The organism is Streptomyces sp. NBC_00435, assembly GCF_036014235.1.
In the GTDB taxonomy this organism is placed as follows: Bacteria; Actinomycetota; Actinomycetes; order Streptomycetales; family Streptomycetaceae; genus Streptomyces.
This window is the reverse complement of sequence record NZ_CP107924.1, coordinates 7,168,393-7,179,831: the sequence shown is the minus strand read 5'-3', so window position 1 is coordinate 7,179,831 and position 11,439 is coordinate 7,168,393. Positions and strand designations below refer to the sequence as shown.

Sequence of the window (11,439 nt, the reverse complement as noted above, 5' to 3'; positions counted from 1 at the left end):
GGTCCCCGCCGTCGCCGTGACCGCCGGGCTCGGCATCGCCCTCTCGCAGGGCGCGCTCGCCGCCTCCTTCGCCGTATCGGGGCAGCAGTTCAAGGTGTCGGCGAAGAGCCTGCAGGGCGAGGGCTTCGCGCAGTACGGCAGCGTGGACGTCAACGCCCGCCAGGAACTCATCCCGGTGGCGGTCACGGCCATCAGGGAGGCCAAGCTCAACAGCCTCTGCCAGTCGGTGGTCACCACCCTCCCCGTCATCGGCGACATCTCGCTCAACCTCACCGCCGGCCAGAAGGCACCTGTCGAGGCGAGCAACCTCTTCGTCGACGCCACCCAGCTGTCCGGCGACGCGGTCTTCACCAACATCGAGATCGGCCGGGACGCCTCGACCCTCGACAAGGGGCCGGCGGAGGCGGTGGGCATGCAGGACCTGTTCGCCCAGCAGGCCGACACCGTCAGCATCACCGGCCTCCAGCAGACGGCCTGGGCCACCAACGCGGGCAGCTTCAAGCTCACCGGGCTCAACATGAGCATCAGCAAGGGCAAGAAGGAATGCTTCTGACCCGCTGGCGGCGGTGGCGGCGCGGCCGGCCGTTCTGGGGCGGGCTCTTCGCCGTCCTCGCCGGGGCCGAGATCTGTGCCCTGCCGCTGGCGCCACTGAAGATCATGCTCCAGCAGGGAGTGGCGGGGATCCCGTCCGTCCTGATGGGCATCGTCATGATCGTGCTCGGAATCACCGCCTGGTTCTCCCCGGCCCAGCGCAGCCTGGCCGGCGTCCTCACCACCCTCATCGCCACCGCCGCGCTGGTCCTGTCCAACCTCGGCGGGTTCCTGATCGGCACCCTGCTCGGCATCCTCGGCGGCGGCCTGATGTTCGCCTGGCAGCCGTACGGGGCCCAGCCCGCGGCCGCATCCCCCACGGCCGAACCCCCCGTATCCGCATCCCCCGCGGCCGCATCCCCCACATCCGCTCCCCCACAGAACCACGACCCCCAAGGAGCAACGCCATGAGCCGTACGCGTACCACCCTCGCGCTCGCCGCGGCCGCCGCGGCCGGAGCCCTGTCCCTCGCCGCGGTCTCCGCCACCGCCGCTCCGTTACCCCTGGCCGGGTCGACCACCGTCACCCCGGCCGGGCACGCCTTCAAGGCCACCCTCAGCGGGAAGGCCACCCTCAAAGCCGGTTCGGTCACGGTGACTTGTTCGGTCTCCGTATCCACCGGAACGGTTCCGGCCGCACCCGGCAACCACAACGCGGCCGGGCCCGTCTCCTCCCCGATCTCGCCGCCCACGTACAGCTCGTGCACCTCCAGCATCCCGGGAGTGACCCCCACGGTCACCACCAGCGGTGCCTGGTCGGTGTCGATGCAGAACGGCTCCCCCATCACCGCCACCATGAACGTGCCGCCGGGCGGGCTCGTCGTCCACACGACCGGTCTGGCGACCTGTACGGTCACCAGCGCTCCCTTCGGACCGGCGGGCGTCGCCGGGTCCTGGACGAACGGCGCCCCGCCCAGCCTGACCTTCACCAACGCCTCGGTGCCGGTCACCGTCACCGGTGGTTTCGGCTGCCCGACGAGCGCGACCTCGTCCACCTTCAACGCCCTGTACAAGGTCACCGACACCACCAACCCGGCGCAGCAGATCAGCGTCGGACCCTGACACACCCCGCGCCGCGCCTCGCGCCCGCACGAGGAGGCCCGCCGGCCCCGGAGCGATCCGGAGCCGGCGGGCCTTCGCGCGAGCGCTTCCTCAGCGGTGGGCGGGGAACTCCACCACCTGCTGATAGGTGGGCCTGTTCTGCCAGTTGATCTGCGGATGGGCCAGGCCGCCCACCGGACGCTGCACGATCGCGTCCGCGCACCACTGGTTGCCCGCGGCGCAGGTCCCGTCCGCCGGGTAGACGGCAGCGGGTGTGGCGGCGGCGGCCTGCTTCAGCGTCGCCGTCATGGCGTCCCGGCAGCCAGCGAGCGAGCCACCGCCGCAGTACGACCGGGCCAGCGGACCGGACACCGCGAGGCCGAGCACCGTACGCAGGTCCTTGTCCGCGTAGCTCCACCAGCCGTACTGGAAGGCCGATCCGGCATGCGAACCGGTGGGCCCGTGCCCCGCGTTGGGTGCTTCGTCGATGGACAGCGAGGCGCGCAGGGCGTCGTAGAGCGGCGCGCCCAGGCCGGGCTTGAACTCGGCCTCGACGAGCAGCGGCCACCAGGCGTCCATGATCCGGATGGCGTCCGCGTGCCCGTACGCCTTCGAACCGGGCGCGGTCTCCTTGCGTTCGGCGCCCGCAGCCTGCCATGCGGCGAGCTTGTCGATCGCGGCGCCGACGGCCGGATCGGTGGGGGGAGCACTGCGCAGTACGGCAAGCAGCTCGGGCAGCAGGTTCTCCGCGCGCAGGTCGGTGACGGCCGCGTCCGCCATCGCCTGGGTGAGCTTGGCCCGGGTCACCCCGCCGGCGGCGACGAGCGGTTTGACGCGCTGGTCGAGGAGGTCACCGCGGTGGACGGAGCCCATGCCGAATCCGGCCGCGCCGTAGTCCTTGGCCTGCTTGTTGTTCCAGCTGATGTAGTAGTCCTGACCGATGGACTGCGGGTGCTGGGCGGGCGGGGTGTAGGCGGCGGTGTTGGCGGCCGGGTCGAAACCCTGCCACTCGTACTGCTGCTTGCCCTGTACGGGCAGTGCGGCGTCGACTCCGGCCGGCCTGACCGGGTTCAACCCGCTGTTGTAGTAGGCCGCTTCGCGCGAGTCGGCGTAGAACCAGTTGAAGGCGTAGCCGATGTGCTGGGCCGCCTCCTGGAAGGTGCGGGCGTCCTTCACGTAGGAGGGGTCGTTGAGCATCTGGAAGCCGATGATGGAGTCGGCCTCGTGCCGGTAGGTGGAGCGCAACGCGGTGTAGGCCACGGGCTTGCCCGCGACGGTCGCGCGGTGCGTGACGATGCCGTAGTTCGTGCGCCAGACCTGCATCCGGTAGGAGCCGTTGGGGGTGGAGTCGGCCACGGAGGACTTCCAGGCGTTGGTGTGTTCCAGCCTCTCCATGGGCGTGCAGGTGCCCCGGTAGAGGTACGAGGTGCTCGTCCTGGTGGGGGCGCCGCCGCCCGGCTCGCACAGTTCGACGGCGAAGGTGTCGGTGATGTCCTGGCCGGCGGAGGTGGCGCTCCATGCGTAGTCCTGCCCGCGGCCGAGCTGTACGTACATGCTGACGCCGGCGAAGGAAGCGCCGCGCGCGCTGATGCCGGGCCCCTGGAGCTCCTGGAGCATGAGGAGTTGGGGGGCGAGGTAGCCGGTCTGCGGGCCGAAGACGGCCACCGGACGACCGCTCGCGGTCTTCGCGCCGGAGACGAGCAGGGCGTTGGACATGCTGGGCTTCATCAGCTTGGGCGGATTGGCCGCCGCGGCGCTCGCGGCCGCGCCCGTACGGTCGTAGACGAGGGGTTCGGCGGTGACCGAGCCGGCGTCCGGCAGGGCCGTACCCTGCGGGTTCGCGGGCTTCTGGGCGTACGGGAAGCTCGCGCCGTCGTGCACGGTGAGCACGGCTTCCGGGTCCTCGCGCTCGCGGAAGGACTCCCAGACGCGGGTACCCTCCTCCAGACCGTACTTCTGCTGCGCGGACAGCAGGGAGAGCGCGGCCTGCACTTCCCCGCCACCGCCGCCGCCGAACAGGCCGCCGACCACGGAGGCGAGGGCGATCAGGTCGGTGAGCTTGAAGGGCTGGATCTCACCGGCGTTGGTGATGGAGTTGATGTGCCCGGTCAGCACGTACTCGCCGGGGAAGTAGCGGCCGTTCTTGGACTGGACGCGGTAGGCGTTGATGCCGTCGATGTAGGCCTGGGCGTCCTCCATCGCGAGCCGTCCGCGCTCGCCCTCGGTGGTCCGGATCCGGTCCACCTGGGCCTGGAGGTCCGCCTCGGTGTACGGGGCCTGCGGCCAGAACTGCTGCTCCAGACCCTGATTGGCGAGGGCGCCGCCCGCGAAGGGGGTCAGGTCGCCCCGGCCGACGTGGCGGAAGAGGTCCATCTGCCAGAGGCGGTCCTGGCCGGCGGCGTAGCCGGCGCCGAAGGAAGTCCCGTAGCGGGTGGTCCCCTTGATGTGGGGAACACCGGTCTTCTTGTCCCGGGTGATCGTGACGTCGGAGCGCGGGCTGCTGGTGGACTCCACCTGGTCGCCGGGGACTCCGAAGGAGGCGTCGTTGAAGAAGTCGTTGACCTTCGCGTCGGTGAGGCCGGGGTACCCGGCCACCAGGGAGTCGTAGCGCGCGAGTTGGTCGGAGGTGTGGGCGGGCAGCGTGCCGAAGGCCTTGTGCGCCAGGATCTGGGCGAGGGTGGCGTTGCCGCTCTGGCCCGGCGGCAGGATGTCCGCGCACTGCTGTCCGCAGTAGTCGGCGATCGGGAGCGGCACGGGGGCATCGGCCCCCGCGGCGGCCGCCGCCGGGGTCAGCAGCGCCGCGCCGAGTGCGATGAGCGCGGTGGCGACGACTGTTCTCGTACGGGCTGTGGGGCGTGGCATACGTGCTCCTCCGTGGGGGGCAGGAACCGGTCACGGGGAGGGTACTGGCAGGTGCTACCACTCAGTAAGATGAACGACCGTCACTTTTTGTGCGGGCGCCGGGCGTTGCGTGCGGACCGACCGGACGCCGGCCGAGGAGGTGCGCGCGTACCTCGGTGGGTTGCGGGTCGGAGACGTAGTGACCACCGACGAAGCGAGGAGGGGCTGGTGCACGGAGCCGATCTCGAACCCGGGGCCGAGGTGCTCGTCACGCTCGTGGAGGTGGACCGCGCACGGCGCCGGATCCGGCTGGAACTCGTCCCGGAGGCGGATTCCAGGAGCGAAAACCGGTTGCCCGGGGATACCGGTCTGGGCAAAGCTCGCTGACATGTCACAAAGCACCGAACCCCGTGCGCAACGCGGCGTCGCCGACCTCTTCACCGCCACCGGCCGCCTCACGGCCATCCCGCGCAAGGCGGCCCGCCGGGAGCAGCTGCTCGTCCACCTCACCGAGACCCTGTTCGCGGCGGACCTCGACTACACGGAGCCCGAGGTCAACGAGCTGCTGCGCACCGTCCACGAGGACTGCGCGGCGCTGCGGCGGTACCTGGTCATCGCCGGGTACCTCACGCGTACCCGCGACGGCTCGGGCTACCGGCGGGCCATGACCACCCGGTAGTGGGTCGTCAGCCGGCCGTCCTCGCCGATGACGTGGAAGGCGACGGCCGGCGGCTCGTCGGCGTGGATGTACTCGCTCTCCCCGGACGCCGCCTCCCACGGGAGCCGCGTCGTGGACACCACACCCGGCGCCACGAGCAGCGGCCGCCCCGCGAAGGTGGTGGCCGCCCCGGTGTGGGCGTGGCCGCACAGGAACGCGGTCAGGTGCGGGTGCCGCCCGGCGAGCTCCGCCAGCCGCTCCTCGCCGAACTGCCGGATCCCGTCCACGTACGGGATGTGCAGCGGTACGGGCGGGTGGTGGAAAGCGACCAGTACGGGCACTTCGCGCGGGGTGTCGGTGAGCACCCCGTCCAGCCAGGCGATGGTCGAGTCCTCCAAGTACCCACGGTGTTCACCGGGGACGGAGGAATCGCAGACCGCGAGTACGAAGCCCTCGCCGCGCAGCACTTGGTCGACCGGGCCCCCGGACGGGCGGTCCTCCCCCAGCAGCCCGCGGCGGAAGCCGGCGCGGTCGTCGTGGTTGCCGGGGCAGACCACCAACGGGTGGCGCGAGAAGAGGGCCTTGCGCGCCTCCTCGTACTCCCCCGCGGTCCCGTGATCGGCGATGTCCCCGCTGACCAGCACCGCGTCGAGCGCGTACGGGAGCCCCTCCAGGTACTCCATGACGAGGCGGGTGCGCTCGGCGGCCCGGCCGCCGCCGTCGAGGTGGACGTCGCTGAGGTGGGCTATCACGATCACGGGTGGTGGCTCCTTCGGTCCGGGAGCTGGATTGTATGCACGGTGCGGTGCGGTGCACGGTGGTGCAGTGCGGTGCACGGCGGTGCGGTGCGGTGCGGTGCAGTGCCCCGTGGTGCCGTGCGGGCGCAGGGCAAGGGCGCCTCCCCACTCTCACCCCTCTCCACTCCCACCGGCCCCCCGCCGGCCAGTCCCGGCGGCCGCGTGACACGCACCGCGAGCGGGTCGTCACGAGACCCCGTGGTCCTCCAAGCGGGCGGCGATCAGGAAGAGCGTCGACGTCCTCGGCGCCGCCGCGGTCGCCGCCGTCATACCCGGCCTCGACGTGCTGATCATCGGGCCCGGAGTCGCACGGGCCGGTTCCGGATCGGCGGCGCCCAGATGGTCCTGAAAGCGGACGGGCGCAGCCGCATCTCCGTGGAGCACGCCTAGGACGCCGCGCACGCCAAGGAGGACGAAGCGGAACTGCCGCGCTCCGTCCAGCGCCGCTTCACCGTCGGCTACTGACCGACGCCGGTCAGAACGTCTCGTCGTGCAGGTCCTCTTCGCGCAGCAGGTCGTCCTCGGCGCGGCGCGAGGTCTCCTCCTCGCCCGGCTTCTGGCCCTGGTCCTGTCCCTGCTTCTGCCCCCGCTCACGGGACGGCTTGCCGGGCTGGGGCCGCGCGGGGTCTCCGGCGCGACGGTGCTCCTGCGCCTCGCTGCCCTTGCCCGGCTCCCGACGCTTCTCCCGCTTACCGCCCATGACGGCGCCTCCTCGTCCCTGCGTGGGGTACGGATTCCCCTCCAAACAGGCTGACACGCACAGTGACGGCCCGCATCCCGTCGACTACGAAACGGGGCGGCGGCGCGCACGCGCCACATGCCACATGCCACGTGCGCTGGATCATCTTCAGGCGCAGGCCGCCCCGCCGACAGTGACCGAGCCTCCATCGCGTGAGCAGGGGCCCGGGCGACTTCCGCTGATGTCCGCCTCCGCCCGGGTGGACGCCTTGAGTGCGGCGCTCACAAGGGTCGCCAGCAGGTCGATGTCGGAGTCGATGTCCAGGCGTACCGTCACCCATTCCGAGCCGGTCCGCAGCCGGATGGCTGTGGAGGAGGCGAGGGCCGGCCGCAGGGTCGTGATCATCGCGCGAGTCAAGTGGACATCGGCCTCGTGCTCCCCGTGGAAGTGGACGATCTCATGTGCCCCCGCGTTCAAACCGAGTGCGGCACCACACGTGGGCCGGCCTTCGGCGAGCGAGGGCCAACTCATCAGCTGTTCACTGGCATGCCTAGCCGTGTTCATGCCTCGAGCCTGCCCGCCCGCGGCGTTCCGCCACAAGGCCCGTGGCGCAATGACACCGTCTCGGTTCAAGCCGATCCGGTTCGACGCGCACTCGGACACCACCCGGCTGCCAGGCGGTGGGCGATCTCCTCGTGCCAGGTCACCGAGGCGGCCCCAGTGTCACCGGCCCACTGGCCGTCCTCGGCGACCATGGGCGGTTCACGGGGCCAGCTCCCTCGTGTCCAGGGGCAGGTGCCACAGATTGCGGCGGTGTACGGCGTCCAGCTCGGCCTCGAGTGGGGAGGGCGGGACGGTCAGCACCGGACAGGCGGCGTGTGCGAGGCAGTAGCGGGCCACCGAGGGCCGGATGAGTCGGCTCAGCGCGGTGCGCGATCCGGTACCCACCACGAGGAGGTCGTCGGAGCCGCGGGCGGTGTCCACGAGGGCCGCGCCCGGTGTCGCGCGTACGGTCAGGCCGGCGAGGCTCACACCGGGCCTCTCCGCGTCGAAGGCCGTGCTCAGGACCTCGCGCAGCCGCTCGACGGCGGCGCCGCGGCATTGCGCGAGTGCCGACGCATTGCACGCGCTGCGGCTCCCGAGTTCACCTCCGGGGGCCTGCCAGGCCATGACGGCCCACAGTTCCGCCTCGCGCACCCTGGCCTCGGCGGCGGCGCGGTGCAGTACGGCCAGGCTGCCCGGGGTTCCGCTCACACCGACCACGACTCTTCGCACAGCTTCTTCCCTCACCCTCCGTAGGCCGGATTCCATGAAAGGGCCCGCTGTGAACCTGCGGGGTGGTCGCTGATGGCCTTCTGACGCGGGAACCGGAAACCATGACGGGTACGTGACGGGCACCTGACGGCGCCCGGAGCCGCCCGTCAGTGATCCGTATGGAGTCGACCGGTAGCCGTCAAGGTCCCGTCATGGGGTGTCCACGGCGGCGAGGACGCGGGGATAGCTTCGATGTCGTGCCCCGGACCGCTTCCCCGCACCCGGGGCCGTCACTGCCACTCGTGGTTCCCCTGGGAGGGCCCCATGTGTTTGTTCCAGTACGAAGACGACCCCGAGCCCGAAGAACGGGCCCCGGCCGGGCCCCTGTACGTACCAGCCCGACCGGGAACCGCGCAGGTGGTGGTGCGCCTGTTCCGCACCCCGCTGGGCGCCCGCACCACCGTCGGCTTCACCAGCGCGGAGCGACTGGCCGCCACGCTCGGCGCCGGGCAGCCCTGGATCCGGCTCTCGGAGGCGGCCCTCCGCGCGATGGCCGGGCCGCTCGGCATATCCCTGCTGACCGTCGACCCGACCCTCACGGCTCCCGCGGTCATCGCGGCAACGGTCACCGGTCCCGTCACCGCTCCCGTTGCACAGGGGCCCGAGGCCGTTGCCCGGCCCCTCTGAAGGGGATCACACCATGACCGTCGCCGCCCTCCCGGAGGTTCCGGCCAGCGCCGATGACCTCTCCGTATGGCCCGCTTCCACCACCCGGCTCCCGCACGGAGGCCTGGCCGTCGGCGGGGTGTCGCTCCCGGAGATCGCCGAGCGGTTCGACACCCCGGCCTACGTCCTGGACGAGAGCGAGGTCCGCGAGCGCTGCCGTACCTACCGCGACGCGTTTCCCGACGCCGAAGTCCTCTACGCGGCCAAGGCGTTCCTCTCCCGGGCCATGGTTCGCTGGGTGCAGGAGGAGGGCCTCGGCCTGGACGTCTGCTCCGCCGGCGAGCTGGAACTCGCCGTGACCGCCGGCTTCCCGCCCGAGCGCATCGTGCTGCACGGCAACGCCAAGTCGCCCCGGGACATCGCCACCGCCCTGCGGCTCGGGGTGGGGCGGATCGTCATCGACAGTCCGTCCGAGATCGCCAGGATCGCGGCCGCCGTCGGCCCCCACGGCCACCAGAAGGTCATGGTGCGCGTCGTGCCGGGGGTCTCGGCCGGCGGCCACGACAAGATCCGCACCGGTACGGACGGCCAGAAGTTCGGCCTGTCCCTCACCGACGGGGGCGCTCAGCACGCCGTCTCGAGGATCCTGGGCCAGCCACAGCTCGAACTCACCGGCCTGCACTGCCACATCGGCTCCCAGATCACCGATGTGGAGTCCTACCTGGTGGCCCTGCGCCGCATGGTGGGGCTGCTGGCCCGCATCCGCGACACGCACGGGATCGTCCTGCCCGAGCTGGACATGGGCGGCGGCCACGGCATCGCCTACCGGCCCGGCGAACCCGCCCTCGACCTCACGCTGCTCGCCCGACAGCTCCGTATCGAGCTGATCGGCAGCTGCACCACCGTCGGGCTGACCGTGCCCCGGCTCTTCATCGAACCCGGCCGGGCGATAGCCGGACCGGCGGGGGTCGCGCTGTACCGGGTGCTCGCCGTCCAACACACGGGCGAGAAGGTCTTCGTCGCCGTGGACGGCGGCATGAGCGACAACCCGCGGCCCGCCCTGTACGGGGTGCGTTACGCGCCCCGGCTCGTGGGACGCCACTCCACGGCAGGATCACGCAAGGCCACGGTCGTCGGCCGGCACTGCGAGGCGGGCGACATCCTCGCCGCCGACGTCGATCTGCCGGGCGACATCCACCCTGGTGACCTGCTCGCCGTGCCGGTGGCGGGCGCGTACCAGCTGTCCATGGCGTCCGGTTACAACATGGTCGGCCGCCCCCCGGTCATCGCGGTCCACGAGGGTGCGGCCCGGATGCTGGTCAGGCGCGAGACGCTGGACGACTTCCGCCGCCGTGACATCGGTGACTAGGGCCGCCTCGAGCGACGGTTGCCCGGTAGTTCACGGCGCCACCGGCCGATCACCGCACGCACCAAGGGCTCATACGGGCATGTGACGCCCCCTGACTTCACGGTCGGTGATCCATCGGCATCACAGCATGTGACCCCCGCGTCCGCGCACGCGAGCCGCCCGGCCCCGGTGTCCCCACCGGGAGCCGGACGGCTCATGTGGTGTGCGACGGCTGACCGGCACGCGGGCACATCGGCCCGTACCCCCACGGTGGGACCATGCGCTTCGTCGGCACCCGACGCACATCAGAAGGCCGTCAGGGACCCGTTCAGGATCTTGCCCGCCCGGCCCGGATCCGCTGGGATGGGGGCATGAACAACGGTCCGCGCTACGACGATCGGCCCCCGCATCGGGTGCGGCCGACGGCGCCCGCTGTCCGCCCGGCCATCTGACGACGGCCGCGCGTCATCCACGTACCTGCCCCTCGGCCTGGCGCGAAGAGCCGGGCCGGGCTCCGTACGCATCGTCATCCTCACCGCATGAGCTGAGCCCATACCCGCCCCGTGCCGGGGCGCCGGGCCGGTCAGCCGTGCCCACTTCCAGGACCCAGGAACCGACATGCCTTCACCCCTGTCCGGACGTACCGTCCTCGTCACCGGCGCCACCTCCGGCATCGGCTACGAGACCGCCCGCCAGCTCGCCGAACGCGGCGCTCTCGTCCTCCTCCACGGCCGCACCGCCGAGGAGGCCCGGGCCGCCACCGACCGGCTCATCGCCACCTCCAGCGTCAGCGGCAGCCTCGTGCGCCCGCTCGCCGCCGACTTCGCCCGCCTCGAGGAGGTCGAGAACCTGGCCCACGGAGTCGTCCGCGACCACCCGCGCCTCGATGTCCTCGTCAACAACGCGGCCATCGCCGCCCCCGAGCGCCATACCCTCACCACCGACGGCAACGAGATCGCCTTCCAGGTCAACTTCCTCGCCCACTACCTCCTGACCGACCTCCTGGCAGCCGCCCTGACCGGTGATCCGGGAGGACGGGTCGTCAACGTCTCCTCCTCCCTCCACCGCACCGCCGCCATCCAGTGGAACGACCCTCAGCGCATCCGCCGCTACTCGCGCCTCGCCGCCTACGCGCAGTCACAGCTGGCACTGACCGTCTTCGCCGCCGACCCGCGCGTGACTGCCGTCTCCGTCCACCCCGGGATCTGCGAGACCGGCCTGCTCTCCGTCTACGGGAACGAGGGGGACTCCGCCGCCGAGGGCGCCCAGCACGTCGTACGGCTCTGCGACCCGGCCACCGGGATCGTCAACGGCGCCTACTACGACCGCTCCGAACGCGTCTCCCCGGCCGCCGCCGCCACCGACGACCGCACGATCAAGCGCCTCAACAAGCTCGCCGACCTCCTCGTCGGCCACACCGCCTGAAGGGATCACCGGACATGTCCAAGCGCGCCCGCAAGAAGAGGTCCCGCCGCAGGAAGGGCTCCAACCACGGCAGCAAACCCTGCTGCTGATGGGATCCCGGGCGGTGGAACGGGCAGAAAACTACTGCCCGTTCCACCGGC

The 11,439-nt window shown here is 71.6% G+C and carries 13 protein-coding genes; 8 read left to right on the top strand and 5 right to left on the bottom strand.

Annotated elements, in window-relative coordinates:
• Window positions 1-16: 16 nt before the first annotated feature.
• The 3 genes from OG389_RS32380 to OG389_RS32370 are packed head-to-tail and all read left to right on the top strand — an operon-like array spanning window position 17 to window position 1,652.
• On the top strand, window positions 17-553 hold the full coding sequence (locus OG389_RS32380) for a DUF6230 family protein (RefSeq protein WP_328302265.1): 537 nt from the start codon (window positions 17-19) through the stop codon (window positions 551-553).
• Window positions 544-1,002, top strand: a complete 459-nt coding sequence (locus OG389_RS32375) for a DUF6114 domain-containing protein (protein WP_328302263.1) — start codon at window positions 544-546, stop codon at window positions 1,000-1,002. The genes OG389_RS32380 and OG389_RS32375 overlap by 10 nt, the downstream gene beginning before the upstream one ends.
• Window positions 999-1,652: a hypothetical protein gene (locus tag OG389_RS32370; RefSeq protein ID WP_328302261.1), complete on the top strand. Its 654-nt coding sequence runs from the start codon at window positions 999-1,001 to the stop codon at window positions 1,650-1,652. The genes OG389_RS32375 and OG389_RS32370 overlap by 4 nt, the downstream gene beginning before the upstream one ends.
• Before the next feature lie 90 nt (window positions 1,653-1,742).
• Here OG389_RS32370 and OG389_RS32365 read toward each other — a convergent pair whose 3' ends face one another.
• Window positions 1,743-4,493: a penicillin acylase family protein gene (locus OG389_RS32365; protein ID WP_328302259.1), complete on the bottom strand. Its 2,751-nt coding sequence runs from the start codon at window positions 4,491-4,493 to the stop codon at window positions 1,743-1,745.
• 207 nt (window positions 4,494-4,700) lie between these two features.
• Between OG389_RS32365 and OG389_RS32360 the strand changes: the two genes are divergently transcribed.
• Together OG389_RS32360 and OG389_RS32355 are read left to right on the top strand one after the other, a co-directional pair.
• Window positions 4,701-4,859, top strand: a complete 159-nt coding sequence (locus OG389_RS32360) for a hypothetical protein (RefSeq protein WP_328302258.1) — start codon at window positions 4,701-4,703, stop codon at window positions 4,857-4,859.
• A 1-nt stretch (window position 4,860) separates the two neighbouring features.
• Window positions 4,861-5,151 (top strand): DUF2087 domain-containing protein, encoded by a 291-nt coding sequence (locus tag OG389_RS32355; RefSeq protein WP_328302257.1) that lies wholly within the window; start codon window positions 4,861-4,863, stop codon window positions 5,149-5,151.
• Here the strand turns inward: OG389_RS32355 and OG389_RS32350 are convergent.
• The 4 genes from OG389_RS32350 to OG389_RS32335 form a co-directional block, all read right to left on the bottom strand.
• A complete protein-coding gene (locus OG389_RS32350) occupies window positions 5,124-5,888 on the bottom strand; it encodes a phosphodiesterase (protein WP_328302255.1) in 765 nt (254 codons plus the stop codon). The two genes, OG389_RS32355 and OG389_RS32350, sit on opposite strands and share 28 nt — an antisense overlap.
• Window positions 5,889-6,402: 514 nt before the next feature.
• Window positions 6,403-6,627: a hypothetical protein gene (locus tag OG389_RS32345; RefSeq protein WP_328302253.1), complete on the bottom strand. Its 225-nt coding sequence runs from the start codon at window positions 6,625-6,627 to the stop codon at window positions 6,403-6,405.
• A gap of 147 nt (window positions 6,628-6,774) precedes the next feature.
• Window positions 6,775-7,137 (bottom strand): luciferase domain-containing protein, encoded by a 363-nt coding sequence (locus OG389_RS32340; RefSeq protein WP_443059482.1) that lies wholly within the window; start codon window positions 7,135-7,137, stop codon window positions 6,775-6,777.
• 231 nt (window positions 7,138-7,368) lie between these two features.
• Window positions 7,369-7,881, bottom strand: coding sequence for a universal stress protein (locus OG389_RS32335; RefSeq protein ID WP_328302249.1), 513 nt, complete (start codon window positions 7,879-7,881; stop codon window positions 7,369-7,371).
• Between the two features lie 303 nt (window positions 7,882-8,184).
• Between OG389_RS32335 and OG389_RS32330 the strand changes: the two genes are divergently transcribed.
• The 3 genes from OG389_RS32330 to OG389_RS32320 all read left to right on the top strand — a co-directional run bounded on the left by OG389_RS32330 (window position 8,185) and on the right by OG389_RS32320 (window position 11,299).
• Window positions 8,185-8,547 carry an SAV_915 family protein gene (locus OG389_RS32330; RefSeq protein ID WP_328302247.1) on the top strand — a complete coding sequence of 121 codons (363 nt, stop codon included), beginning with the start codon at window positions 8,185-8,187 and terminating at the stop codon, window positions 8,545-8,547.
• 13 nt (window positions 8,548-8,560) lie between these two features.
• Window positions 8,561-9,895: a diaminopimelate decarboxylase gene (lysA, locus tag OG389_RS32325; RefSeq protein WP_328302245.1), complete on the top strand. Its 1,335-nt coding sequence runs from the start codon at window positions 8,561-8,563 to the stop codon at window positions 9,893-9,895.
• A gap of 597 nt (window positions 9,896-10,492) precedes the next feature.
• Entirely contained in the window at window positions 10,493-11,299 is an 807-nt protein-coding gene (locus OG389_RS32320) for an SDR family NAD(P)-dependent oxidoreductase (protein ID WP_328302243.1), read from the top strand.
• The last annotated feature ends 140 nt before the right edge of the window (window positions 11,300-11,439 follow it).